Source organism: Rhodococcus sp. NPDC058505 (assembly GCF_042720095.1).
In the GTDB taxonomy this organism is placed as follows: Bacteria; Actinomycetota; Actinomycetes; order Mycobacteriales; family Mycobacteriaceae; genus Rhodococcus_G.
Genome location: NZ_JBHXNB010000037.1, coordinates 1 through 25289, shown reverse-complemented (window position 1 = coordinate 25289; position 25289 = coordinate 1). Strand labels below are relative to the sequence as shown.

The window sequence follows — 25289 nt, the reverse complement described above, 5'->3', positions numbered from 1 at the left end:
CGGTCAGGGGGTGGGGCGGCGGTCAGGGGGTGGGGCGGCGGTCAGGGGGTGGGGCGGCGGTCAGGGGGTGGGGCGGCGGTCAGGGGGTGGGGCGGCGGTCAGGGGGTGGGGCGGTGGTCAGGGGGTGGGGCGGCGGTCAGGGGGCGGGGCGGGTGGCAGGGGCTGGCGAGGCGCTCAGCGCTCGTGCCGGGGCTTCCACACGACGATGGAGTTGCTGCGCGGCAGCGGCACCAGGTCGCGGCGGTAGCCCGCGGCGAGGCGGGCGATCTCCGCTGCCATCTCGGTGACCCGATTCTGCAGGGCCTCGACCTGATTGGTCAGTTCGATGATCCGCTTGATGCCCGCGAGGTTGACGCCCTCGTCCTGGGACAGCCGCTGCACCTCGCGGAGCAGGGCGACGTCGCGGGGCGAGTAGCGCCTGCCGCCGCCGGTGGTCCGGTGCGGGGTGACGAGGCCGAGTCGGTCGTAGTTACGCAGCGTCTGCGCGTGCATCCCGGCCAGTTCGGCCGCCACCGAGATGACGAAGACCTGCGCGTCGGGGTCGAGCGCACCGTTCGTGTTCGGCTTGTCGGCCATGCCTCACCTCCGCGGGATCCCGATTGTCGCGATGCGGGTCATCAGGCACCCGCCCAGCCAGCGCGCGGATCGAATCCGCTCGCCTTTTCCGCCTCGAGGTACGCGGTCAGCGCCTCGGTGGCCTTCTCGTCGAGCTGGGTCGGCACCGCAACCTTGACGGTGACGAGCAGGTCACCGGCCCCACCGGACCGCTTCGGCACGCCGCGGCCGCGGACCCGCAGGATACGGCCGTCGATGGTGCCCGCGGGAACCTTCACCCCGACCCGCCCCTCGAGGGTGGGCACCGACAGGGTGGTGCCGAGCACCAGTTCGCCGTAGCTGACGGGGACGATGACGGTGAGGTCGTCGCCGTTGCGGCCGAACACCTTGTCTGGGGTGACGTGCACGGTGACGTACAGGTCACCGGACTGCGCACCCCGCAGGCCGGCCTCGCCCTGACCGGCGAGACGGATCTTCTGCCCGTCGCTGACGCCTGCGGGGACGCGGACGGTGATGTTTCGGGTGCGGTTCTGCACCCCGGTGCCGCGACAGTCGGTGCACGGGTCGTCGATGATCGACCCGGTACCCCGGCAGTCGTCGCAGGGCTCGCTGAATCCGAACGCGCCCTGGTTGCGGCTGACGATGCCGGATCCGTTGCAGCGTGCACACACCCTCGGGCTGGTGCCCGGCTTGGCGCCGCTGCCGTGGCAGGTGGTGCACGACGCCGGGCTGGTCAGCCGCAGCGGCACGGTGGCGCCGGTCGCGGCCTCCCGGAACGGGAGGGTGGTCTCGGCCTCCACGTCGGAGCCGCGCTGCGGGCGGGTGGGGGTGCGGGTTCCGCCGCGTCCACCGCCGAACAGTCCGCCGAACAGGTCGCCGAGACCGCTGTCTCCGGCGGTCCCGCCGCCAAACAGGTCGCCGATGTTGAACTCGCCGCCGCCGAATCCACCACCGCCGGTGGTGTATTGGTTGCCGGGCGCGAAACCGCCGTGCCCGAACCCGCCGGACGAGAACATCCGCCGGGTCTCGTCGTACTCCTTGCGCTTGGCGGGGTCGGAGAGGACGGCGTTCGCCTCGCTGACCGCCTTGAACCGTTCCTCGGCGGCGGTGTCACCGGGATTGGCGTCGGGATGCAGATCCCTGGCAAGTTTGCGGTAGGCCTTCTTGATCTCGTCGGCCGAGGCGTCGGAGGAGACACCCAGGTCCTTGTAGAAGTCCTTCTCGATCCACTCCCGTTGGCTCACCGGGTGCCTCCTCCTCTCGTTGTTTCTGCTGTTTTACTCTGCTGGCGTGGCTGCGTCGCCGTCAGTGACGGTCACCATCGCGTGTCGCAGCACCCGGTCGCCGTACTTGTAGCCCTTGCGGAGCACGACGCCGAGCACCGGGTGGTGCCCCTCGCCCTCGTGCTGCACGGCCTCGTGCAGTTCGGGGTCGAAGGCGTCACCCTCGTCGCCGAACCCGGCGAGGCCGAGTCCGGTGAGCACTCCGGTCAGCTTGTCCGACAACGCCTTCAGCGGCCCGGTCTCCAGGTCGCCGTGGGCACGGGCCCGGTCGAGGTCGTCGACGATGTCGAGGAACTGCCCCACCACGGACGCCTTCGCCGCCTCGACGGCGGCCTGACTGTCCCGCAGCGACCGCCGCCGGTAGTTGGCGTATTCGGCGGTGACGCGCTGCAGGTCCGCGGTCAGCTCGGCGACCGGGTCCCCCTCGGGGGCGGCAGCGGATTCCGCTGCCGCACCCTCGGTGTCGGAGTCGGGGGTCTGCGACTGCTGGTCCCCACCGGCCTCCGGGTCGAGCGTGATCTCGTCGTCGACGAGGGCGTCGCGTTCGGCGCCGGTTCCTTCCGAGGACGTCACTTCTTGTCCTGGTCGGTCGGCTCGTCCACGACCTCGGCGTCGACGACGTCGCCGTCCTGGGCCTGGGCCGCGCCATCACCGGCGGACTCGGCGGCCTGCGCGGCGTAGATCGCCTCGCCGAGCGCCTGGGACTCGGTCGCGAGCTTCTCCACGGCCGTCTTCACGGCGGCGATGTCGCTGCCCGCCAGCGCGGTGTTGGCCTCGACGATGGCCGCCTCAACCTTCTCCTTGACGTCGGCCGGGACCTTGTCCTCGTTGTCCTTGATGAACTTCTCGGTCTGGTGCACGAGCGACTCGGCCTGGTTGCGGACCTCGGCCTCCTCGCGGCGGGCCTTGTCCTCCTCGGCGTGCGCCTCGGCGTCCTTGACCATCCGGTCGATCTCCTCCTTGGACAGGCCGGAGCCGTCCTGGATCTTGATCGTGTTCTCCTTGCCGGTGCCCTTGTCCTTCGCGGTCACGTGCACGATGCCGTTGGCATCGATGTCGAAGGTGACCTCGATCTGCGGCACGCCGCGCGGGGCCGGCGGGATGCCCGCGAGCTCGAAGGAGCCGAGAAGCTTGTTGTGCGAAGCGATCTCGCGCTCACCCTGGAAGACCTGGATCTGCACGGACGGCTGGTTGTCGTCGGCCGTGGTGAAGGTTTCGGACCGCTTGGTGGGGATCGTGGTGTTGCGCTCGATGAGCTTGGTCATCACGCCACCCTTGGTCTCGATACCGAGGGAGAGCGGGGTGACGTCGAGTAGCAGCACGTCCTTGACCTCGCCCTTGAGGACGCCGGCCTGCAGGGCGGCGCCGACGGCGACGACCTCGTCCGGGTTCACGCCCTTGTTGGGCTCGCGGCCACCGGTCAGCTCGCGCACCAGGTCGGAGACGGCGGGCATGCGGGTGGAGCCACCGACGAGCACGACGCTGTCGATCTCGCCGACGGAGATGCCCGCATCCTTGATGACGGACTGGAACGGCGCGCGGGTGCGGTCCAGCAGATCGGAGGTGATCTTCTGGAACTCGGCGCGGGTGAGCTGCTCGTCGAGGAACAGAGGGTTCTTGTCCGCGTCGACGGTGATGTACGGCAGGTTGATGGAGGTCGACTGCGAGGACGACAGCTCGATCTTCGCCTTCTCGGCGGCCTCACGCAGACGCTGCAGGGCCATCTTGTCCTTGGTCAGGTCGATGCCGCTGGACGCCTTGAACTTCTCGACGAGCCAGTTCACGACCCGCTCATCCCAGTCGTCGCCGCCGAGGTGGTTGTCGCCGGAGGTCGCGCGGACCTCGACGACGCCGTCGCCGATCTCGAGCAGGGACACGTCGAAGGTGCCGCCGCCGAGGTCGAAGACCAGGATGGTCTGTTCCTTCTCACCCTTGTCGAGGCCGTACGCGAGCGCGGCCGCGGTGGGCTCGTTGACGATGCGCAGCACGTTGAGGCCCGCGATCTGACCGGCTTCCTTGGTGGCCTGCCGCTGCGCGTCCTCGAAGTAGGCGGGGACGGTGATGACGGCGTCGGTGATCTCCTCGCCGAGGTAGGCCTCGGCGTCGCGCTTGAGCTTCATCAGCGTGCGGGCGCTGATCTCCTGCGAGGTGTACTGCTTGTCGTCGATGGCGACGGTCCAGTCGGTGCCGATGTGGCGCTTGACCGAGCGGATCGTGCGGTCGACGTTGGTGACCGCCTGGTTCTTGGCGGGCTGGCCGACCAGCACCTCACCGTTCTTGGCGAAGGCGACGATCGACGGGGTGGTGCGTGCGCCCTCGGAGTTGGCGACCACTACGGGCTCGCCGCCTTCGAGCACTGCCACGACCGAGTTGGTGGTCCCGAGGTCGATACCGACCGCACGAGCCATAGTGATTCCTCCTACGTGTTGCAGCACTCCGGCCACGGATCGGCCGGACTCGATGTGCTGGGGTTTTCCGCTACCTCACCCTAAGTGAGTGGCACGGACTCAAGTTTGCAACGCTCCGATACGAGAGTCAAACCAAACTTGAGTCGACCACACTCAAGGCTGTCGAGATGGTCAACGGGGGCTCGCCGGGATTTGTTCCCCGACTCCCCCGCCCGGGTCGTGGTGATGTCGGTCACGACGGCCGCGGATACGATGCGTCCGTGCACAGCGACGGCTCGGACGGTGTCCCCGCAGACCCGGACCCGGACCCGATCCCCGACGGCCCGTCACCCGCAGCGCGCGCCGCTGCCGCGCCGGGACGGCGGCCGCCACCGCCGCGACCGGATTTCCGCATGCGCCCCCGGCGCCCCGAGTCCGACGCGGGCCCTCCGCGCCCGGCCACCGCGGCACTGTTGGCGTGGGGATCGTCGCTCGCCCTCCTGGCCGGGATCGCTGCCGCCACCGTCCTTGACGCCCCCGCCGTCCGCGACGCCATCGAGTCCGCCCTGGCCGCCCAGAACCCGGGCAGCTCGCGGCGGGACGTTGCCGATGTTGTGTCGCTGACCCTGCTCGGCGCCGCGAGCATTGCCGCGCTGCTGGCGGTGGCGACCCTGATCGGGATGCAGTTGCTGCGCGCGCGCCGGCCGACGGGTCGAATCGTGCTCATCGCCGTCGGCACCCTCTCGATCGCCGCCGCCTTCGGGTTCTGGTCCCTGCTCGCCGAGGCGGCGACCTCCGTCGGTGCCGCAGCGCGGTGGGCGCTCGCTCCGTACGCGGTGTGCGTCTTCGCTGGCGTCACATTGCTTTTCGTGCCTGCGGTCAGGACGTGGATGCAAGCGCGACGGTGACACCGGCGGTCACGGGCGCGCGGCAACGCCCGCGGCGGGCACCGGCGCCTCCCAGCCGGCGATCTGCGCTTCCAGGCTGGCATCCCGGCGCGACGGGGTGACCAGCAACTTGACGACGAGCACGGCCAACACCACGATCCCGACGCCGAAGCCGGGGAAGAGCAGCCCGTTGACCGACAGCCCCACCGGGGCGGGGGCGGTCGGGTCGATGTGCACGGTCAGGCCCGCCATGCCGGTGTAGTGCAGCGCCACCACCGCGAGTCCCATCACCAGCGCCGAGGGGATCTGCAGATACCACCGAGTGGCCACCTGCGAGAACCACAGCGCCGCGGTCGCGGCCGTCACGCCGATGGCGATCGACGCCAGCACGTAGCCCGTCTCGTGCTCGATCGAACCGCGGATCCGGATCGCCCACATTCCGGTGTAGTGCATCGCACTGACCGCCAGACCCATCACCAGGCCCGCACCCAGCAGGCGCGGAACCCGCCCCCGCCCGGCACCCGACCCGACGGCCGCCAGCCCGAGGAAGGTCGGCCCGATCGCCAACCCCACCGAGAGCAGGGTCTGCATCAGGCTGTACCGGATCGTCGTTCCCGGCAGGTCGAAACCCATCATCCCGATGAAGTGCATCAGCCAGACCGCGACACCGCCGATCGACAACGCCGCAAAGCCCGTCCAGACGCCACGCGACCTCCGGTCGCTCGCGGACATTGCCTGCTGTACGCAGAGCAACCCGACGAGGGACCCGAGCGCGGATACGGCGTAGGCGAGGAACAGGACCCACACACCAAGGGAGAAGTGATGCATCTCGTGCGACATTCGCGACCTTCCGAATCACCCCCCGGTGACAGTTACCGGAGGGCATCATAGGCAGCAAAACCCAACGAATCTCCCAATTCGGGCGAATTGTGCGCGATTGTCCAACGAAATCCGCTGCTTATCAGGCACTTAACCGGTCAAGCCCGGCGAGATTCTTCCGCAAGCACTCGACGCCAGTCACTTGCCGGCAAACAGATCCGCACGATCGGGTACCGGCTCCTCCCAGCGCGCGATCTCCGCGTCCAGCGCGAGGTCGGTCTTCGACGGCGTCATCAGCACCGCGGCCGCGGCGGCCGCGATGATCAGCATGCCGATACCGAATGCGGGAAACAGCAACGCCGACACCGAGGTTCCGGACGGGAGAGCCGCCGTCGGGTCCACCTGGACCCGCACTCCGGCCATGCCGGTGTAGTGCAGGGACACGACTGCGAGGCCCATCACCAGCGCGGCCGGGATCTGGAACACCCACCGGGTCGCTACCCGGGAGAACCACAGCGCCGCCGTCGCCGCGACCACCCCGATCACGACCGACGCGATCACGTAGCCGCGGTCGTGGTCGATCGATCCGCGGATCCGGATCGCCCACATTCCGGTGTAGTGCATCAGGCTGACGGCCAGCCCCATCACGACTCCCGAAATCAGCAGGCGCACAATGCGCACCGTTCGCGACCCACCGGATCCGGCTACCGCGAGCCCGAATCCGGTCGCTCCGACGGCAAGCAGCACCGACAGCAGCGTCCGGGTCAGGTCGTAGCGGACCGGAGAACCGGGGAGGTCGAAGCCGGTCATCGCGATGAAGTGCATCAGCCAGATCGCCACGCCGCCGATCGACAGTGAGGCGAACCCGATCCAACGCCAGCGGAGCGCGCGACTGCTCGCCGACGCCGCGGCCTGGACGCAGATCAGCCCGACCAGTGAGCCGACCACCGCCACGGCATAGGCGAGAAAAAGAACCCACACTCCCATGGAGAAGTGATGCATCTCGTGCGACATGACGACCTTCCGACGGCGGCATCCACCGACAGCTGCCACCCCCGGCTTCGTCGCCCCCGAACGACGGCGACCGTGGCGACTGTAGCGTCAGACACTACGCAATGCGAACGGTGAACGAGCTCGCGTTTCTGTGACATCCCGGCACGGACACCGGGCCCGAGCAGCGCGAACACCGCGGCGGCGCTGGTCAGGGAAGGTCGGCGAGCACGCCCTCGGCGCTGCGGGCCGCGGCGGCGCAGGCGCGGGCGGTGAACCGGTCGACGAGCGGATGCTCGGCCCTGGCGCGCCAGTAGCGCACGGCCCCGAGGGCAACAGCGCGCTGCTGCGCGATCGGGGCGTCGGGGTCGAGACCGAGCCGGGCGTGTGCCGCGATTCCGCCGCCGCCGATCAGCCGCTGCAGGTGTCCGGCGTCCTCCTCCGACAGCGCCAGCGGCGTGGACCGGAGCCTGCCCAGCAGTCGGATCTCCTGGAATCCGTGCGTGTCCGACAGCGCCCTCGAGACCCCGCCACGGACCCCGGCCGCCGCCGCCCCCGGCTCGGCGGCCAGCACCCGCTCCACCGCGAGCAACGCCGAATGCGCCTTCAGCTGGTCGGCCCGCTGCCCGAACTGGACGTCGATGACCTGCCGCAACTCGTTCAGCCCGCTGCGCTCGACGAGGTCGGCGGCGAGGGTCGGGGAATCCCGGGCGCCCAGCTTGATCAGGGCAACGGCGAGTCGAATCCCGAATAGCCCGAACCGATCCGCCAGTTGGGTTCGCAATTCGGCGGGGACCGGCAGCGGACTGTCGGGACGCGCGAAGCGGTCCGCGGAGAGCATCGCGATCTGAAGGTCGTCGGCCGGGACCGCCGCGAGGGCGCGGAACGCCTCAAACTCGCTCTCGCGCAGGGTGCGGGCCCCCAGTGCGAGCAGTCCGGCGACGGGCACCACGGCCTGACACAGCCCGGTGCGTTCGAGTTCGGTCGCGAACCGCGCGGCGACCTCCTTCGCCGACGTCATCGCGTCGATCCGACCCGCCCCGACCTCGTCCGCCCGCGACACGACACCGACGACGCCGAGCGGGCCGGACTCGCCGCCGACGTGCGCCCCGATCTGGCCGAGGAACCGCACGTCGGATGCGCCGAGGGACCGCAGCAGGTACACGACCGCGTCCGCGCCGGAGGTTGACCCCTCCGGGGTCAGCATCCGCAGGGTGCGGGCCGAGACGTCCGTCGACAGCGAGGACGTGCCGGGGGTATCGATGATGGTGGTGTGCGTCAACGCGCGCGCGGGCCACTCCACCTCCAGCCGGTCCACGTCGGTCGCGGTGAGATCGCCGAGGTCGAAGGTGAGGCTGCCGTCGCGGCGCTGCACCGGCACGTTGACGGTGCGGCCCCGCTCATCCCATGCGGTGACGGTCGGCGTCACGCCGCCGCGGTACCAGGTCACCACGCGGGTGCACTCGGTCGCATCCGTCGGCGCGATATCCTGCCCGACAATCGAATTGAGCAGCGTGGACTTGCCGGCCTTCAGCGACCCGGCCAACGCGACCCGCAACGGCTCCTCGAGCCTGCTGGCGCAGTCGTCGAGCTGGGCCCGCGCCGGCCGCCCGCTGACGTCGCGGGCGGCGGCGATCAGGTCCCGCGCGGCGGGCAGCGCCGCGGCACTCACGCGCCGTCCCCAGCGATCGCCTCCCGGGCGCGGGTGAGCACCCGCAACCCGTCCTCGAGTTCCGCGATCCGCCTGGCGCGTTCGGCGCTGGCCAGATTCGCCCCCTCCTGCGCGGATCGCAGCGATTCCGCGAGGGACCGCAGCGTCTGTTCCGCGATGGCCGCGAAGTGGTCCCGCAGCGCCCGCTGGATCAGCCGCAGCCGGTCCTTCGACTCCTTGCCCACCTGGAAACTGACGTCGTCGACGAACCGCCGGATCGCCATCTTGGCCTCGCCGCGGCGCTTGAGGACCCGGCCCTCCCGGTCCTCTCGATATGCCTTGGTACCCAACAGCAGACCCGCCCCGACCGAGATCGGGTTCACCAGCGCCATCCCCATCATCGTGGTGATCAGGCCGAACATCAGCACCCCGCCATACGAGCCCCGCATGCCGACCAGCACCTTCTGGGTGATGCCGATCCGACCCGACTCCAGATCCGCGAGGGAGGCAACCGGTTCGAGGACGCCGTCGAGGTCGGCGACGTCGAGGTGCGGCAGGGCGACGGCACCCGCGTCGGCAAAGTGCCCGGCAACCACCTCCGCCAGCCACACCGACCGGTCGTGCGCCCACACGAAGTTGTCGCCGATCGAGGTGGCGACCTGCTCCTGCAACCACTCACCGAGCTGCGGCCAGTCCTTGCCCGGGTCGCCCTCGTCGACGGTCTCCTCCGCCTCCCTGGTGACGCGGCGCAGCCGGTCCCGCAGATCGTGGTCGATGTCAGCGGCCAGATCGGCGATCCCGTCCGCGAGCGTCTGCTGCCACAGCGACGACTTCTTCTGCAGGTCCTCCGCCGCGGCCTTCGCCCGCTGCAGTTCCGCGACCGCCGCCGCTCCCCTCGCCGGATCCCGCAGCGCGGCAAGCTCACTGCCGAGTCCGAGGCTGAGATGTTCGGCGGCCGACCGGACGTCGAGCGCGACCGCGCGCCGGGTGGCGGCCTCGGTGCGGGTGCGCACCTGTTCGCGCAGGAAGTCGTACAGCGCGGCGAAGCCGGACTCGGTGTGCAGGTCGTCGTCCCGGAGCCGGAGCGCATGACTGCGGAGCAGCGACGACACCGGGATCAGCGGCACCGCCAAGCCCGCCCGCTCCAGATGCCCGCGGTCGGCGTCGACGATCGCCCGCCAGTGCGGGTACAGATCGGTCTTGCTGATCAGGCAGGCGACCGCCGGGCACAGCGCGCGGACCTGCCGCAGGAAGGCCAGTTCCGGCTCGGTGAACTCCTGGCTGGCGTCGGAGAGCACCAGGACCGCGTCCGCCGCGGTGAGGAGCCCGAGAGTGCTTGCCGCGTGAGGGTTTCCGTGACCACCGACGCCGGGTGTGTCGACAAGGACCAGCCCGTCCGCGAGCAGCGGGCTGGGCACGCTGACCTCGACGCGCAGCACCTCGCGGCCCGCGGCGAGCGGCGTCGACGGGGTCAGCGCGGCCAGCTCGTCCAGGGGCACCGGGACCCGCACCGGGTCGAATCCCGGCTCCGCGAGGACCAGCTCGGCGGAGGGGGCCTGCGCGTTCTGCAGCACCGTCGCCACCGCGGTCGTCTCGTCGTCACCGACCGAACAGACGTTCAGGTTCAGCAGGGCGTTCACCAGCTGACTCTTGCCCTGCTTGAGGGTCCCGACCACCACCACCCGCATCCGCGGATCGACGAGGCGACTACGGGCGCCCGCGAGGCGGGCGGTCAGGTCGGCGCGGTTCGCGGCGCGGGCGATCGCCGCGACCTCGTCGAGCAGTCCGACCAGGTGCGTCGTCGCCTGCGCCGAGGGCACCGTCGTGCCGGATGCGTTGTCCATTGAACCGACTCACACTTCTCTCCGCGAAGACCGGCCCCGCACGCGTGTCACCGTGTGCGGGGCCGATTTCGTTACACCGGCGCGGATCAGGGGTGCAGCGGGTCCGCGTCGGTGACGCCGACCTCCGGCAGTCCGTGGACGGGCGCGAGGTCGTCGCCGAACAGGCTGTCCCCGGCGGAGAACAGCCCGCCGTCACCGGATCCGGCGGCTTCCGCGCCGAAGACGTTCGACGCGTCCACCGACGTCCAGGCGTTCGACGCGCCGACGGCGTCGGCGGCGCCAGCGATCGGATCGGCGCCGACGCCCGCGGCGCCCGACGCGGCACCGGCGAGCTCGGCGGAACCGGATGCCGCCCCGGATCCGGACGCATCACCCGCGACGCCGCCATCGGCGACGGCATCCAGCCCCGAGGTGAGGCCCGCGGCCACGTCCAGCCCGGCGCCCGCGTCGACCAGGCCCGAGACGGTCCCCCCGAGCCCGGCGCCCGCATCGGCGACCCCGGACACGGTCCCGGCCAGGTCCGCTCCGAGGCCGGTCCCCGCATTGATCAGTCCGCCCAGTCCGCCGCCGAGGCCCGCGGTCAGCCCCTCACCGAGCCCGGCGACGGTGTCGATCCCACCGGTGACCGCCCCGGTCACCGCGCCGTCGACGCCCGCGCCTGCGCTGCCGCCCGCGTCGACGGCGCCACCGAGCGCGGTGCCGACGGAGCCGGCAAGCCCGGCGCCCGCGTCGGCGGCGCCACCGAGCGCGGTGCCGACGGAGCCGGCAAGCCCGGCGCCCGCGTCGACGACACCGCCGACCGCGCCGTCCAGGCCTCCACCGGCCCCGAGCACCGCGTCGAGCGCGCCACCCAGCCCGGCTCCGGCCTCCCCGCCCGCGCCGAGCGCGGCCCCGAGATCCAGCCCGGCGCTGCCGCCGACCCCGAGGTCGGTGGTGAGGTCTCCGCCGACGCCCGCGCCGAGCACCCCTCCGAGCGCGGCCCCGAGATCGGTTCCGGCCTCACCATCGGCACCGAGCAGCCCCGACAGGTCCAGTTCGGTCAGTCCGCCAGCGCCGAGCGCGCCGCCGAGCGTCCCACCGAGGTCCGAGACGAGACCGCCGTCGAGGTCGAGGGCCCCGTCGAGGGCGGTGGTCAACGCGCCACCGAGGTCGAGTCCACCGCCGAGGGCACCGTCCACGACGCCGCCGAGTTCCCCGCCAGCACCGAGTGCGCCGCCGAGGACCCCGCCGAGCGCGGCCCCGAGATCCGCGCCAGCCACGCCCCCCGCGCCGAGGGCGCTGCTCAGTACGCCGCTCAGGCCCGCACCAAGATCGGCGCCCGCGCCCAGGTCTGCGCCCGCGCCCAGGTCGAGGAGTCCCCCCGCACCGAGGACCGCGTCGAGGGCCGTCCCGAGTTCCGCGGTCAACCCGCCGCCGACGCCGAGGGCGCCCCCGAGCGCGCCTGCCAGGTCGCCACCGAGGCCGAGGGTGCCGTCGACGTCCAGGCCGCCGCCCGCGTTCACCAGCGCGCCGAGCACGCCGCCGAGGGCACCCCCGAGATCGGCACCGACATCCCCGCCCGCACCGAGCGCCCCGCCGAGGGCACCGCTCAACGCCGCGGTCAGGTCGCCGCCGAGATCGCCCGTCAGGTCGAGCATTCCGTCGATGCCGCCGCCGAGACCGAGCGCGGCGTCCAGGGCGCCGCCGAGGACTGTGGACAACTCGCCCCCGACCCCGAGCGCACCGCCGAGGGCGGCGCCGAGGCCCGCACCGAGGTCGAGCCCACCGGACAGCAGCGACGTCAGGTCCGCTCCGAGGCCGCCGCCCGCATCGACCGCGCCACCGAGGACGCCGCCGAGCGCGGCCCCGAGCTCGGCGCCAAGGTCGCCGCCGACCCCGAACGCCGCACCGAGCACCGTGCCCAGGTCCAGCGCGCCCCCAAGATCGAGGTCGGTGACCGCGCCGAGCGCGCCCCCAAGCGCGCCTTCGAGGCTGGCGGTCAGGTCGGCGCCGACGCCAAGCGCACCGCCGAGGGCGGAGGCCAGCTCGGCACCGAGATCAACGGCGCCGCCGATGCCGAGCCCGGTGGAGAGGTCGAGACCGGTGGAGACGTCAAGGGCCGCGCCGAGGGCCGCACCGAGATCGGCACCGATCTGCCCGCCGACCTGCAACGCCGCGCCGAGTGCCGCGCTGAGGGCCGCACCGAGATCGGCGCCGACGTCGAGGCTGCCGCCGAGGCCGCCGCCCGCGGCAGCGCCGAGGCCGAGCCCGGCGCCGGCACCCAAGCCGAGTCCGCCGCCGAGCCCGCCGCCCAGTCCGGCGCCGAGGCCGCCACCCAGCCCGCCGCCCAGTCCGCCCGCAACGCCGCCCGCCACGTCGCCGCCCGCGCCGAGGATGCTGGTCAGCTCGGTCCCGGCCCCCGCGAACAGCCCCGATTCGGCGACGAGCGGTGCGACGGCGGCGATGTCGGCCTGGCACACGTCACCGAGCCCGGCGGCGGCCAGCACCGCGTCGGGGTTCCGGCAGTACGCGGCCCGCGCCTCGTCGTCGCGCAGCAGGCTGAGGATGAAATCGAGCAGCGCGTTGGTGGCCATGTCGGACTCCTGACGGGTCGTGTGGAGCGGCAGTGCATCCACCTGGGAAGTGACCCTCTCGACGCTAGGCAGCGGGACGCGTCCGCCCAACGGGGTCGACTCCCCCCGCGCGGCGGCCGCATGGGGGGTGGGCCGGATAGGGGATTGCACCGGTATCGGGGAAAGGCCCCTCAACTGCGGATATGGTCGTGCACCCGGTAACGAAACCCGGTTGTCTGACGACACTGCAAGCATCGGCGACCCCCGTGCGCCGCCCCCTGGGACCCCCGAATCGGTCCCGACGGGGCCGCGGGGCACCGGCACCTACGACACGGGAGAAGACCATGGCGACAGGACTCGGACTGACCGTCGGTTCGGCGAATGCGGTGGCCATCACCGACGATCGCGGGCAGGGCGAGCGCGGCGCCGCGCTGGTCGCACCGACCGCGCTGCTGCTCTCCGGCGACGGCCCGGCCCTCCTCCCGCCGACCGGGTGCCGCGACGGCGGGGTGATCGTCGGATACGCGGACCGCGTCGGTGATCCGGTCGCACTGATCGCCGAGGACGGCGCCGCGCACGCGGGCGAGGACCTGGTCGCCGCCACGATGCGGTGCCTTGCCGACGAACTTCCGACGGCGGACGCGGTCATTGCCGCGCATCCGGCGGTGTGGTCGGGACACCAGGCGAACTCCCTCGCCGCGGCCCTGGACCGCGTGGGCCTGCCCGGTGCGGATCTTGTCCCGGAGCCGCTCGCGGCGGCCGCGTGGCTGCACCGCACCCGCCCCGGATCCGCCGAGGCGCCGGTGATCGTCTACGACCTCGGCGCGGGCTCGCTCGACGTCACCGTCGTCGATGCCGGTGAGCAGCCGGGCATCCTCGGTACCCCGCTGCGGTCCGAGGACTACTCGGGATCCGAATTCGACCACACGACACTGAGTTACGTGCTGGACGGGCTGACGGGCAGCATCGACGGCATTGACCCGTTTGCCGATGAGTCGGTCGCCGCACTGTCCGAACTGCGGTCCCGGTGCCGGCTCGCGAAGGAGGCGCTGTCGGCGGACACCGTCACCGTCATCACCGTGGATCTTCCCGGTGCGCGGCGGGACGTGCGGCTGGTGCGCGAGGAACTCGAGGACCTGATCCGCGGGCCGATCACCGATTCGGTTGCCCTCGTGCAGGAGGCGGTCCGGGGCGCGGGACTCGAACCGTCCGACATCGGCACCGTGCTGCTCACCGGCGGCAGCTCCGCGATCCCCCTGGTCACCGAGATCCTCTCGGCCGCACTGCGTCTGCCGGTGGTGGCGGACACCGACCCGGGTTTCACCGCCGCCGCCGGGGCGGCGATGCTCGCGGCCGAGCGGGCGGCGGCAACGCCGGCGGCCACCGATACCGCCGTGTTCGCGGTGCTCGATGCGGCGCTGCACGACACCCCGGCCCCGCCCGCGGCGCAGGCGACGCGGTCCCACCCGCGCAGCGGCAGCGGGCTGAGCACCCCGAAGAAGGCGGCGCTGGTCTCCGCGGCCGCGGCCGCGCTGATTGCGCTCACCGCGGCCGGGTTATCCCTTGGCACAGTCGGATTCTCCTCGACGGCGGACCCTCAGACCGCGGGGAGCACCCCCGCGACGCGCACCACCACCGGGTCCGACGCCGCCGCGCCGTCCGGAACCGGGCAGGCAGCCGCCACCGGGTCGGGTCCCGCGCACCCGACCCGCTCGGTCACCGGCCAGGCCGAGCCGGGCGCGGGATCGACGGGATCCGTGCAGGCCGTGACGGTGGCAGGCACACCCGCCGCCACCCCTCGGGCCGCCGATCCGGGTGGGCGGGCGCCCGCACCCGCGCCGCCGCCCGCGGCCAACAGTCCGGCCCCCGCGCCCGCGCCCGCACCGGCACCTGCACCCGCACCCGCTCCGGCGCCGCGGCCCGGGCCCGGCGCCGGTGAGGTCGCGACCGGGGTCGGCACCGGGGTCGGCGAGGTGGCGAACGGCGTCGGTCAGGGCGTCGGTGGGGCCGTGACCGGGGTCGGCGAGGGGGTGGGCGGCGTCGTCGACGGGGTCGTCGGCGGGGTGGACGGGGTGGTCGGGGGCGTGGTCGGCGGGGTCGGCGGGGTCGTCGGCGGCCTGCTCGGGAACCAGTGAGGGAGCAGCGCATGCCGGACCAGTTGGTGCGTCCCGCGCCCACCGTCGCGACCCCCGCCGTGCGGGGCCTGCTCGAGGCGGTCCGGACCGGTCACCCGCATCTGCTGGTGCGCGGCGTGTCCGGCACCGGGAAGTCGGCCCTGCTCGCGCTGGTCCGGGACCGAGTTCCCGGTCCGGTGGTGACCGCGGTGACCGACGACCCCGCGCCCGGCGGCGCGGTGGTCGTCGACGACGCCCACCTGCTGTCCGCGTCGGGCCTTGCCGCGCTGACCGGGTTGGCGTCCCGGCCGGATGTGACCGTGGTCGTCGCGACCGAACCGCGCCCGGGCCATCCCGGGCTGCGGACCCTCGCGGCGGCACTGGACGGCACCGTCCCGCTCGGCGCCCTGACCACCCGCGAGATCGCAATGCGGGCCGAAACCGTTCTCGGCGCGACCCTTCCGACACAACTCATCGGGGTGATCCACCGCCTGTCCGGCGGGCTGCCGCGCTGCGTGGACGCCGCACTCATGGCGCTCACCGGCGGCCCCTCCCCGCTGCCCGCGGAACGGGCGATCGCCGCCGCGGTCGCCACCTGCCACGCCGAGGTGATCGCATCCCTGGACCCGGACCTGCTGTGCGCGTTGGCCGTTGCCACCACCGGCAGCGGCCTCGACGGGTCCGAGCTGGCGCGGGTGCTCGGCCTGACCGTCGACGGCAGCCGGGACCTGGTGGAGCGGGCGCGGGGCTGCGGGCTGCTGCAGCAGGCCGACACCGTGCTGGTGTCGGCGGTCGAGCCGCTGCGGGCCGCGCTCGGCGCGCAGCGGATGGCCGGGCTGCACCTGGACGCGTTCCGCGCGAAGCACGCCCTCGGCACCCTCGACGTGCCCGCGGCGCGGGCCTTCGCCGCGGCGGGCGTCACCGATCCGGATCTCGCCGATTACCTCTGCGGGCAAGCCGATCTCGCGCACCCCCGGTTGGCCACCGCCCTGTACCAGGAGGCGGTGTGGGCGGGCGCCGACCCGGAGCCGCTGATCCTGCGCCGCGCCGAGGCCGCGGGCCTGGCCGGTGACCTCGAGACCGCGGCGCGGCTCACCGACGGACTGTTGGAGCGGTCCGGGACCGCATCGGCCGCCGACCTGGCCGCCGCGGTGCGGATCGCGGCGGGCGTCGCCGCCCTCCAGGGGATGCTGGTGCGCAGCGCCGACCTGTACGAGTGGCTCGGAACGGACCGGATGGGCACCGACGGTCCGCTCGCCGAGCTCGTGCTGCTCGCGGCGGGACGCCCCGAGTCCGCTGCCGCGGCGGCCCGCGCCGCCACCGGTGCCCCACCCACCTCGGTCACCGCATCGGAAACCCTCCTCGCCCAAGGCCTGAGACTGTCCATCGAGGGCTCCCCACCGATCGCGCTGAACGCACTCACACGCGGCGTTGCCCTGTCCGCCGCCGCCCGCACCCGGCTGCTGCCGGACAGTGGGGCCGCGCTGACGGCGCTCGCCGCGATGCACTGCGGCGAGCTGGGACGCGCCACGGCCGTGCTGACGCGCGCGATGGAGGGCGACGAGGAGGGCGCCGTGCACGGCGACCGACACCGGCTGCTGACCGCGTGGGTGGCGATGCTGCACGGCGACCTGGACGCCGCGGACCGCACCGTCGACGCCCTGCCCGCGGCCGGACTCCGCCCGCGGGACGCGCTGTTCGCGGCGGCCCTGCGGGTCGGCATCGCGCGGCGCAGGGGCGACATCGGCACCCTGCGCCGGTCCTGGGACGATGCCGAGACCGCGGTCGCGGAACACTCGGTGGACCTGCTGAGCCTGCTGCCGCTCGGCGAACTGTGGCTCGGCGCGGCCCGACTCGACGAGATCGGGCGGATCGCACACCTGGTGGACCAGGCCAGGGACCTGCTGACCCGGCTCGGGGAACCCGTGCTCTGGGGCGCCCCGCTGCACTGGTACGGGGTGCAGGCGGCGATCCTCACCGAGTCCCCCGCCGACCTGGTGCCGCACGCGAACGCGCTCGGGATCGCCGCCGAGTCCAGCGCCTACGCGGCCGGACTCGCGCGGGCCGGTCGCGCCTGGCTCCGCGTCCTGCAGGGCGACACCGCCGCCGAAGAGGTGACGGCGGCGGCGATCGGGCTCGGCGCGATCGGCCTGCCCTGGGACGGTGCCCGGCTCGCCAGCGAGGCGGCGCTGCGGGTCACCGACACCGCGACCGCGACCGCACTGCTGCAGGTGGCGCGCGGGCTGCGTCCGGTGCAGTCAGCGTCGGGAACCCCGGCGGCGGCACGGGAGATCGGTGCCGCGCTCACCGAACGCGAATCCGATGTCGCCCGCCTGCTGGTGACCGGGTTGACCTACCGGGACATCGGTGCGCGACTGTTCATCTCGGCGAAGACAGTCGAGCATCACGTCGCCCGGATCCGCAGGCGTCTCGGCGCGCAGTCCCGGGCCGAGATGCTGTCCATGCTGCGGGCGATGGGGCACGGCGCGTAGGCTCGGGCACCATACCCGCGGCTGCTCCGACGCGATCGGCGAGAGGTGACCCGATGTCGTATCAGGTTGGCGTGTTCATCGGCAGTTTGTCCACGGTCTCGATCAACCGCAGGCTCGCGAAGGCGTTGCAGCGCCTCAGCGCGGGCACCTCCCTCACGCTCGAGGAGATCCCGATCGGGAACCTGCCGCTGTACAACCACGACTACGACGCCGACTACCCGGCGGAGGGCCTGGCACTCAAGGAGGCCATCGCCGCCGTCGACGCGTTGATCTTCGTGACCCCCGAGTTCAACCGCTCGGTTCCCGGCGCGTTGAAGAACGCGATCGACTGGGGGTCGCGCCCGTGGGGCCAGAACTCCTTCGCGTACAAGCCGTCCGCGGTGATCGGCGCCTCGCCCGGCAAGATCGGGACCGCCGTCGCGCAGCAGCATCTGCGCAGCATCCTGTCCTTCGTGAACTCGCCCGAGCTCGCGCAGCCCGAGGCGTACATCCAGTTCACCGAGGGCCTGATCACCGCCGACGGCGAGATCACCGACCAGGGCACCGCCGCGTTCGTCGCCGACTGGCTGCAGAAGTTCGAGGTGTTCGTCGGCAAGGTGACGACCGCCAATCGTTGACTCAGCGGGCAAGGACGACGGCCGCCTCCGCGGTCAGCGACGAGAACGTCAGCGACTCTTCGAGATACAGCGTTACCTCGGTCGCGGTGTGACTGTCGTAGCCGATCGATAGGTCAACCCCGAGGGTCAGCTGGTTGTCGCCGCCGCGGGTGGACAGCACATAGCCGCCGCGGACCGCGGGCGCCCAGACGATCTCGTCGACGAGGTCCTTGAGATGGTGGAAAACCGGGTGCCCCTCGTCCCGGGTTTCGCTGACGGCCGTGTACGACTCGGCGTCGAGGACCACCGCGTACGGGCCCTCCACCCCGGCCAGCCGCAGCGCCGACAGCGCCGACACCACCGCATCGGGCACCGCAAGCGGATCCGACGGCAGTTGCAGCACCGGGTTGGACGACGACGGGCCGAGCCCACGGATCCCGGCCGCCTGGTAGCCAGCGAACACGGCCCGATCCTCCGCGAACGCGATCGCCTTCGCCGCATCCTTGACCGGTTGCCAGTCCGAGTCCAGCGAGCCGCGCTCGACGTCGTCGATCTCGGCGCGGCTCAACGTGAACGGGTACCGCAACTCCACCAGCGGATGCACCTCGCGTAATTGCGCGCGGATCCGGTTGTCCGACACGTCGATCGAGGTGACCCGGCCGGTGTTGTGCGCCGAGTACGCATAGCCTTCCGGCCCGGCGACATCGACCACGCGCCTGCCCGCGACGTGCCGCTTGAAGGTCCGGGCCGCCTCCTCCCCGATCTGCTGCCACGCGGCCTCGGTCACCGGGGCGAGCTGACGGTGCAGGTTGTTCGATTCGGTCATCCGGACACTCCTTTGAGATCGCCGATGTCGAGGGACAGTGCGTAGCGGGACGGGGCCTCGGCCGGGGCGGCGCCGCAGGCGGACGGGTCGGCGAGGGCGTCGAGGGTGCCCACGCTGGGGACGAAGAACAGGGACCCGGTCACCGCGGTGGAGAAGTCGAGGATCCGGTCGTGGTTGCCCGGCGGGTCGCCGAGGAACATCCGCCGCAGCATCTCCTCGGTCACCGCGGGGGTGCGCGCGTACCCGATGAAGTAGGTGCCGAACTCGCCGCGGTCGAGGCTGCCGAACGGCATGTTCGCGCGGAGGATCTCCCGCTCGGTGCCGTCCGCGTCGACGAGGGTGTTCAGGGCCACGTGCGAGTTCGACGGCAGCTCATCGAGTTCGACGTTGTCGAGTTTGGTCCGGCCGATCACCCGTTCCTGCTCGTCGGCGGGCAGCGCGGTCCACGCGTCGAGGTCGTGCAGGTACTTCTGCACGATCACGTAACTGCCGCCCGCAAATTCGGCGTCCTCGTCCCCGATCAGGGTGGCGGTCGCGGCGTCCGGTCCGGTGGGGTTCTCGGTGCCGTCGACAAACCCGAGCAGGTCGCGCGCGTCGAAGTAGCGGAAGCCGCTGACCGAGTCGACGACGGTGGCGGATCCGCCCAGCGCGGATCGGATCAGCCTGCCCAGTTCGAAGCAGAGGTCGGCCCGCGACCCCTGAATGTGGAACAGCAGATCCCCCGGCGTGGCAGGCGCCCGGTGCCGCGGCCCGGTCACCGGCTCGAACGGGTGCAGGCCCGCCGGGCGGGACGGGTGGCCGAGCCGGTCCCAGAACTCGGAGCCGACACCGACGACGCAGTGCAGCGAGCCCCGCTGCTCCCGGAATCCGACGGCCCGCACCAGCGACCCGATGTCGGCGGCCACCCCCGCCGCGGTGTCGGCATCGGCCCGGCCCGGCCCGACGGTCACCACCAGGAACAGTGCCGCCGCGTCGAGCGGCCGCTGCAGGGGCTGGGGAACCGCTCGACTCATCGACGCTCCAAGCTCGTTGGCCGTCCCCGCGCGGGGCGGTCGACTTGAGCGTAGGGCGATCCGTCGGTGCCCGCTGCCCGAGCCGAGTGGCGGCCGATACTGTGACCCGTCGGCTCACCGAGGAGATGGGGCAGGGAAATGACGGTCGGACACGGCATCGGGCTCGGTGTCGGCAGTACCGAGGCGGTCGCGGTCGTGCAGGCCTCGGATGCGCCGCTGGCCGACCCGCCGGTGCTGGTGGAGCCCGCGACCCTGCGGGTGTCCCCGACCGCCGCGACCCTCGGCGCACCCGCGGACGAGCCGGGGGTGCTGAGCGGTTTCGTCGCCCGCGTCGGCGACGCCGAGGCGGTCTCCGGCGCCGACGGCACCGGGTACCTCGCCGAGGACCTGGTCGCCACCGCGACGGCAAGCCTGCTGGCGACCGCCGTCCGGCACTTCCCCGGACTGCCCGCGGACCCGACCGTCGTCGCGACCCACCCGGCGCGGTGGAGCGAGACCCTCGTTGCCGCGCAGCGCGCCGCGTTCGACCGGACCGGGCTGTCCGCGGTGCCGCTGGTCCCGGACGCCGCGGCGGCGGTCCGGTGGTACCAGGCCGACCGGAACCCGGCCGACGGCGCGGTCGTCGCGGTGTGTGACTTCGCCGCGGCCGGGGTGACGGTGTCCCTGGTGCGGACCGGTGACACCCCGCTGCTGCTCCCGCCGTCGACGTTCGCCGCCCGGTTCGGCGGTGACGGCATCGACCGCATGATCACCGAGCATGTGCTCGGCGCCGCCGACGCGGACCTCGGTCCGATCGACCCCGCCGACCCGGCCACCCGCGCCGACCTGGACCGGGTTCGGGCGCGCTGCCGCACAGCGAAGGAGCAACTGTCGACGGCGACCGAGGTCGTGGTGCCGGTGCAGGTCGGCGGCGGCACGTCGGTCACCCTCACCCGCGCCGACCTGGACGAGATCCTGCGGGGGCCGCTCGAGGGGGCGCTGTCGCTGGTGCCGGAGACCGCACGGGCGCACGACCTCGACCCCGCCGCGGTGTCCGCGGTCCTGCTGACCGGCGGGGGCGCCGCGATCCCGCTGCTGTCGGCGCTGGCGGAGGCGCTGCCCGCGCCTGCGGTGACCGCACCCCATCCGGGTCGGACGGCCGCGCACGGTGCGGCGATCCTCGCGGCGGGCGGCGCGGGGGTGCCCGCGATCGCCGGCGCCGCCGGTGTCGCGGCCGCTGCCGTCGCCGCCGGTGACTCCGAGGCGGACACCGATTCGCTGCCCGCGGTGCCGCCGCCCGCGACGCCGACCGCGTTCACCGAGGCCGGTCCGGGGCGGGCCGTGCAGCCCGCCGCGCAGGCGGCACCGGCGACGGCGGTGACCGCCCCGGCCGGGGGGCCGCGGAACCGGGCGGCGATGGTCGGCGGTGGTGTCGGCGCGGCCCTCGTCGTTGCGGCACTCGTCGGCGCGGTGGCGCTATCCGGGTCCGACGGCACGGCGGGCACCCCGCATCCGCATCTCGAACCGCAGCCGACGACGACGACGTCCGCCGCACCGACGACCACCCCGCGGCGGACGTCGACGGTCCCGGTGTCGACCGCCGAGGTCGCGGTCGCCCCGGTGCAGCCGACAACCCGGGAGCCGCTGCCCACCGCGGCACCGGTGCCGACCACCGCGACCGCCCGGCCGTCGATACCGACCCGGACGACGCAGGCGCGCCCGACGACAACCACCGCAACCACGACGACCACGGTGCCGCCGACGACCACCACAACCACCACCGTCGCCCCGACCACCACCACGACGACCACCACCACGACGACCACGACGGCACCCGCGCCGGAACCGGAACCGGAGCCCGAACCCGACAACAAGGGCCCCGTCGCATCCTGACCGAAACCCCGCCACCTGCACCGACGGACACCGTCCCCCGGTTTCCCCTATGGTGGGGCGCTGTCCCCCGTCTCGATCGCCTCCAGAAGGGTTTTCATGCGTCTGCCGCTGGCGCTGCGCGCCGCCATCCTGGCCTCTGCCTCACTTCTCACGGCTGGCGCACTCGCCCAGGCCGCACCGGGTGAACGCCTGGTCAGCGAGGAGCACGTCCAGCAGCTGCCCGCCGAACTCGTCGAGGCCATCGCGCGGGACCTGAAACTGACGCCGCAGCAGTACCTGCAGCGCGCGGAGCTGGCGCAGCGGCTCAGCAGCTACTCCGACGAGCTGCGGGCCTCCGCCCCGGACACCTTCGCCGGGTCCTGGATCGCGACCGACGGCCGTCCCATCGTCGCCGTCACCTCCACCGAGGCCGCTCAGCAGGTCGCCAGCGACGGCTACGGCACCCACATTGCCGCGGTGTCCGAGCGGCAGCTGGAGGGCGCGCGGGCGCAGCTGAACGAGTGGATCACCGCGCTGCCGAAGGACATCTCCTCGCAGATCAACTCCACCTCGGTGGACGTGCTGAACAATCAGGTCGTCATCGACGTGGTGAACAGCCCGATCGGCCAGGCACTGAACCTGCCGACCCTGCTCGCCGGCCTGCAGGTGGTCCTGTCCCCCGACCGCGGCGGCCCGGTCGATCCGCGGCCGCAGGGCGGCGACACCTACGTGACGACCGCGGAGCCGATGTCCGCGGCGACGACGCCGGAGCAGATCGGTGTCTGTTCCTTCGGGTTCAACGCGGTCGGCGGCGACGGCACCCCATACAACCTCAGCGCCGGGCACTGCGACCCCGCGCAGGAGCAGCCGGGCGCCACCGCGGGCTCGCCGGTGTACCTGCCGAACCCGGTCGACGTCACCCGCAGCACGCAGGTCGGCAGCTTCGCGCACTCCGAGATGGGCATCGACTCCGGCGGCCTCGACTACTCGGTGATCAAGCTGAACCGGGCGGGCGTCGACGCGGGCCTCGACCAGCCGACGGTCCGCGGCGCGAACGGCACCACCGTCACCGTGACGGGCACCGCCCGCCCGGTGGTCGGCGCACCGATCTGCAAGTCGGGGCAGTCGTCGACGTTCACCTGCGGGATCGTGCTCGCCGAGTCCGTCGACGTGCCGCTGGAGATGATGGACGGGTCATCCCGCCTGGTCCGCGGCTTCGCGGGGTCGACCTGCACCCTCAGCGGCGACAGCGGCGGCGCGATCCTGACCGGCACCCGCGCGCTCGGCATCACGTCCGGCTCCAACGCGAGCGGCGCCCCGAACTGCACCGAGGCGAACCTCGTCCTCGCCCTCGACGGCGGCACCGCGAGCATCGGCATCCCGATCGAGAAGGTCGTCGACCGCGCCGGTGCCGCCCTCGGCGCCGACCTGCGGGTGCGGTCGGTGCCCGCGCCCGCCTGACCCGCCGTCGCACCAGCACCGGCGGTGCCGATCCCGACATCCGTCGCGAAATGGATGAGACGGTGCGGCAACGCCACCCGAGGCCATATAGTCAGGGGCATTCGACGCGACCACCCACGGTGCTCGAGTCGTGTTCGCATGTCCGACTGCACTGTGCAGGTTCCGAACACTGCACGTCACCGACCCGGAAGGTCCCCATGCGCAGCATCCGCGCGCGCCGTGCCGCGATGATCGGCTCGGCCGCCCTGCTCCTGCTCGCTCCCGCCGCCCTCGCGCACGCCGAACCGGCCGCGCAGGCGCCGACCACCACCCTCCCCGAGGACCTGGTCGCGGCGGTGCAGCGGGACCTCGGGCTCACCCCCGAGCAGTACCTGGAGAAGGCGGAGGCCGGGCAGAAGCTGGTCGCGTTCGCGAACGATCTGCGCGCGAAGTTCCCGGACACCTTCGCCGGTGCCTGGCTCGACCAGGCGGGTGTTCCGCTGATCGGGCTCGCCTCCGGGCAGGACGCCGACGCGGCGCGCAAGGCCGTCGAGGACGCCGGGTACACGGTCAAGGACCTGCCGCACAGCGAGCGCGCCCTGCACGACCAGCTGACCAAGGCGCAGGACTGGATCGCGAAGCTGCCGAAGCCGCTCGCCGACCTCGTCGGTGGCGCCGCGGTCGATGTAGTGAACAACAACCTGGTGCTGCGGGTCGCGGACACCGTCGACCTCGGCGGTCTGCAGCTGCCCGACTTCCTGGAGGGCGCCGTGCTCGCACTGCAGCCCGCGCTCGGGTCCGTGGCCCCGCAGGCCGTGGACAACGGCGGCGCCCCCGCCGACGCGCTGTTCGGCGGCGACTCGTACGCGGCGGAGAACGCGGCAGGCGCCTTCCGCTGCTCGCTCGGGTTCAACGGCACCGACGGCTCCGGCCGCACCGTGAACATCTCCGCCGGGCACTGCGACCCCAACCGCGGCGCCCCCGGCACCCAGGTGTTCCAGATGCCGACCGACGGCACCTTCGGCCCGCACATCGGCACCTTCGCCCGCACCCACCTCGACGGCCTCGACTACTCGATCATCCGCATCGACGACGCCGCCAAGCACCGCTTCCAGAACAACCTGGTCCGGGTCCCCGGCCGGTCGCCGCTGCGCATCACCGGCACCGCCGACCCGGTCGTCGGCGCGCCGGTGTGCAAGTCCGGTCTCACCACCGGCTTCACGTGCGGCACCATCAACGCCGTCAACCAGACCGTCGGCGTCGGCCAGCGCACCCTGCGCGGCGGCTTCTCCGCGAACATCTGTGCCCTGCAGGGCGACAGCGGCGGCACCATCGTCACCGGCGACCGCGCCCTCGGCATCTCCAGCGCGTCGAACGTCGCGGACCTGAAGTTCTGCGAACTCGCCGCCGTCGTCACCACCGTCCTCGGCGACAGCACGCAGCTGTTCGCGACCCCGATCAACGCGATCCTCGCCGACAACCCCGGCCTCAAGGTCCGCACCAGCTAACTGATCTGCGCTTCGCGCCTGTGCGTGAGTTTTACCCCGATTGGGGTAAAACTCACGCACAGTTGCTTTTCGGGCCGGGGTAGCGGCACCGGCCCGGGAGCGGGCACGGTAGGATGCCCGAAGTTGTTGCTGGCGAATCTGTTTCGCACCGACAACGAATTGGACGAACTGACTGGGGGGATCCAGTCGGGAAGCCGCCGGCCCATGGTCGGCCCACACGACACGAAGGAAGTGCCATGCTCGCAGACATCGCCGACGCCACCACCCCCGACGCCGGAACCGGATCCGACGCCGGAGCCGTGCTCGGTCTCGTGATGAAGTCGGTCGGCTACATCTTCTCGATCGCGACGAACGCCGGTCCCGCCGGACTCTCCTGATCCACCCCGTCGAGGCCGGGCGCGCACGTCGCCTCCGGCAACCACCGCCTTTGCCGCACGGGGGGGGTATCATATAAACAAAAGAAGACGCCGGCAGTATTTTA

Annotated in this window: 19 protein-coding genes; 8 read left to right on the top strand and 11 right to left on the bottom strand. The window is 72.6% G+C overall.

All coding sequences use genetic code 11. The annotated features are described in order from the left end of the window. Nucleotides 1-174: 174 nt before the first annotated feature. From ACFWPA_RS18725 to dnaK, 4 genes are read right to left on the bottom strand one after another with little or no spacing between them, the layout of a single operon-like run. Complete coding sequence (locus ACFWPA_RS18725; protein ID WP_378508940.1) at nt 175-576, bottom strand: heat shock protein transcriptional repressor HspR; 402 nt, start codon at nt 574-576, stop codon at nt 175-177. A gap of 41 nt (nt 577-617) precedes the next feature. After that, nucleotides 618-1799: a molecular chaperone DnaJ gene (gene dnaJ, locus ACFWPA_RS18720; protein WP_378571442.1), complete on the bottom strand. Its 1182-nt coding sequence runs from the start codon at nt 1797-1799 to the stop codon at nt 618-620. 33 nt (nt 1800-1832) lie between these two features. Further along, entirely contained in the window at nt 1833-2411 is a 579-nt protein-coding gene (grpE, locus tag ACFWPA_RS18715; protein WP_378508942.1) for a nucleotide exchange factor GrpE, read from the bottom strand. Further along, nucleotides 2408-4246, bottom strand: a complete 1839-nt coding sequence (gene dnaK / locus ACFWPA_RS18710) for a molecular chaperone DnaK (RefSeq protein ID WP_378571440.1) — start codon at nt 4244-4246, stop codon at nt 2408-2410. The genes grpE and dnaK overlap by 4 nt, the downstream gene beginning before the upstream one ends. Nucleotides 4247-4506: 260 nt before the next feature. Here dnaK and ACFWPA_RS18705 point away from each other — a divergent pair, with 260 nt between their 5' ends. Next, on the top strand, nt 4507-5133 hold the full coding sequence (locus ACFWPA_RS18705) for a hypothetical protein (protein WP_378571438.1): 627 nt from the start codon (nt 4507-4509) through the stop codon (nt 5131-5133). A gap of 9 nt (nt 5134-5142) precedes the next feature. Here the strand turns inward: ACFWPA_RS18705 and ACFWPA_RS18700 are convergent, their stop codons facing one another. The 5 genes from ACFWPA_RS18700 to ACFWPA_RS18680 all read right to left on the bottom strand — a co-directional run bounded on the left by ACFWPA_RS18700 (nt 5143) and on the right by ACFWPA_RS18680 (nt 12989). After that, nucleotides 5143-5952: an MHYT domain-containing protein gene (locus ACFWPA_RS18700; protein ID WP_378571436.1), complete on the bottom strand. Its 810-nt coding sequence runs from the start codon at nt 5950-5952 to the stop codon at nt 5143-5145. A gap of 177 nt (nt 5953-6129) precedes the next feature. Continuing rightward, entirely contained in the window at nt 6130-6918 is a 789-nt protein-coding gene (locus ACFWPA_RS18695; protein ID WP_378571434.1) for an MHYT domain-containing protein, read from the bottom strand. Nucleotides 6919-7132: 214 nt separating this feature from the next. Then, nucleotides 7133-8593 (bottom strand): dynamin family protein, encoded by a 1461-nt coding sequence (locus tag ACFWPA_RS18690; protein ID WP_378571432.1) that lies wholly within the window; start codon nt 8591-8593, stop codon nt 7133-7135. Then, a complete protein-coding gene (locus ACFWPA_RS18685; protein WP_378571430.1) occupies nt 8590-10416 on the bottom strand; it encodes a dynamin family protein in 1827 nt (608 codons plus the stop codon). The genes ACFWPA_RS18690 and ACFWPA_RS18685 overlap by 4 nt, the downstream gene beginning before the upstream one ends. Nucleotides 10417-10502: 86 nt before the next feature. Then, nucleotides 10503-12989, bottom strand: a complete 2487-nt coding sequence (locus ACFWPA_RS18680) for an IniB N-terminal domain-containing protein (RefSeq protein ID WP_378571428.1) — start codon at nt 12987-12989, stop codon at nt 10503-10505. Nucleotides 12990-13312: 323 nt separating this feature from the next. On the opposite strand from ACFWPA_RS18680, the gene ACFWPA_RS18675 reads away from it, so the two are divergent. From ACFWPA_RS18675 to ACFWPA_RS18665, 3 genes are read left to right on the top strand one after another with little or no spacing between them, the layout of a single operon-like run. Then, complete coding sequence (locus ACFWPA_RS18675; RefSeq protein ID WP_378571426.1) at nt 13313-15103, top strand: Hsp70 family protein; 1791 nt, start codon at nt 13313-13315, stop codon at nt 15101-15103. Between the two features lie 11 nt (nt 15104-15114). Further along, nucleotides 15115-17574, top strand: coding sequence for a LuxR C-terminal-related transcriptional regulator (locus ACFWPA_RS18670; protein WP_378571424.1), 2460 nt, complete (start codon nt 15115-15117; stop codon nt 17572-17574). Nucleotides 17575-17627: 53 nt separating this feature from the next. Next, complete coding sequence (locus ACFWPA_RS18665) at nt 17628-18191, top strand: NADPH-dependent FMN reductase (protein WP_378571422.1); 564 nt, start codon at nt 17628-17630, stop codon at nt 18189-18191. A gap of 1 nt (nt 18192) precedes the next feature. On the opposite strand, the gene ACFWPA_RS18660 is transcribed toward ACFWPA_RS18665, so the two are convergent. Both ACFWPA_RS18660 and ACFWPA_RS18655 read right to left on the bottom strand, forming a co-directional pair. Further along, the gene (locus tag ACFWPA_RS18660; RefSeq protein ID WP_378571420.1) at nt 18193-18996 is read right to left on the bottom strand and encodes a family 1 encapsulin nanocompartment shell protein; all 804 of its coding nucleotides are present in this window, start codon (nt 18994-18996) and stop codon (nt 18193-18195) included. After that, nucleotides 18993-20009 carry a Dyp-type peroxidase gene (locus ACFWPA_RS18655; protein WP_378571418.1) on the bottom strand — a complete coding sequence of 339 codons (1017 nt, stop codon included), beginning with the start codon at nt 20007-20009 and terminating at the stop codon, nt 18993-18995. Before ACFWPA_RS18655 ends, ACFWPA_RS18660 begins: the two co-directional genes overlap by 4 nt. 138 nt (nt 20010-20147) lie before the next feature. Here ACFWPA_RS18655 and ACFWPA_RS18650 point away from each other — a divergent pair, with 138 nt between their 5' ends. The 4 genes from ACFWPA_RS18650 (at nt 20148) to ACFWPA_RS18635 (ending at nt 25185) form a co-directional block, all read left to right on the top strand. Then, a complete protein-coding gene (locus tag ACFWPA_RS18650; RefSeq protein WP_378571416.1) occupies nt 20148-21881 on the top strand; it encodes an Hsp70 family protein in 1734 nt (577 codons plus the stop codon). A 96-nt stretch (nt 21882-21977) separates the two neighbouring features. Then, nucleotides 21978-23321, top strand: a complete 1344-nt coding sequence (locus ACFWPA_RS18645; protein WP_378571414.1) for a trypsin-like serine protease — start codon at nt 21978-21980, stop codon at nt 23319-23321. Between the two features lie 197 nt (nt 23322-23518). Next, a complete protein-coding gene (locus tag ACFWPA_RS18640) occupies nt 23519-24808 on the top strand; it encodes a S1 family peptidase (protein ID WP_378571412.1) in 1290 nt (429 codons plus the stop codon). A gap of 236 nt (nt 24809-25044) precedes the next feature. Further along, nucleotides 25045-25185: a hypothetical protein gene (locus ACFWPA_RS18635; RefSeq protein ID WP_378571410.1), complete on the top strand. Its 141-nt coding sequence runs from the start codon at nt 25045-25047 to the stop codon at nt 25183-25185. Nucleotides 25186-25289: the final 104 nt, after the last annotated feature.

Coding starts and splice junctions, on each gene's coding strand:
- ACFWPA_RS18725 (WP_378508940.1), bottom strand. CDS start 576: ATGGCCGACAAGCCGAACACGAACGGTGCGCTCGACCCCGACGCGCAG.
- dnaK (WP_378571440.1), bottom strand. CDS start 4,246: ATGGCTCGTGCGGTCGGTATCGACCTCGGGACCACCAACTCGGTCGTG.
- ACFWPA_RS18700 (WP_378571436.1), bottom strand. CDS start 5,952: ATGTCGCACGAGATGCATCACTTCTCCCTTGGTGTGTGGGTCCTGTTC.
- ACFWPA_RS18695 (WP_378571434.1), bottom strand. CDS start 6,918: ATGGGAGTGTGGGTTCTTTTTCTCGCCTATGCCGTGGCGGTGGTCGGC.
- ACFWPA_RS18685 (WP_378571430.1), bottom strand. CDS start 10,416: ATGGACAACGCATCCGGCACGACGGTGCCCTCGGCGCAGGCGACGACG.
- ACFWPA_RS18680 (WP_378571428.1), bottom strand. CDS start 12,989: ATGGCCACCAACGCGCTGCTCGATTTCATCCTCAGCCTGCTGCGCGAC.
- ACFWPA_RS18675 (WP_378571426.1), top strand. CDS start 13,313: ATGGCGACAGGACTCGGACTGACCGTCGGTTCGGCGAATGCGGTGGCC.
- ACFWPA_RS18670 (WP_378571424.1), top strand. CDS start 15,115: ATGCCGGACCAGTTGGTGCGTCCCGCGCCCACCGTCGCGACCCCCGCC.
- ACFWPA_RS18665 (WP_378571422.1), top strand. CDS start 17,628: ATGTCGTATCAGGTTGGCGTGTTCATCGGCAGTTTGTCCACGGTCTCG.
- ACFWPA_RS18660 (WP_378571420.1), bottom strand. CDS start 18,996: ATGACCGAATCGAACAACCTGCACCGTCAGCTCGCCCCGGTGACCGAG.
- ACFWPA_RS18655 (WP_378571418.1), bottom strand. CDS start 20,009: ATGAGTCGAGCGGTTCCCCAGCCCCTGCAGCGGCCGCTCGACGCGGCG.
- ACFWPA_RS18650 (WP_378571416.1), top strand. CDS start 20,148: ATGACGGTCGGACACGGCATCGGGCTCGGTGTCGGCAGTACCGAGGCG.
- ACFWPA_RS18645 (WP_378571414.1), top strand. CDS start 21,978: ATGCGTCTGCCGCTGGCGCTGCGCGCCGCCATCCTGGCCTCTGCCTCA.
- ACFWPA_RS18640 (WP_378571412.1), top strand. CDS start 23,519: ATGCGCAGCATCCGCGCGCGCCGTGCCGCGATGATCGGCTCGGCCGCC.
- ACFWPA_RS18635 (WP_378571410.1), top strand. CDS start 25,045: ATGCTCGCAGACATCGCCGACGCCACCACCCCCGACGCCGGAACCGGA.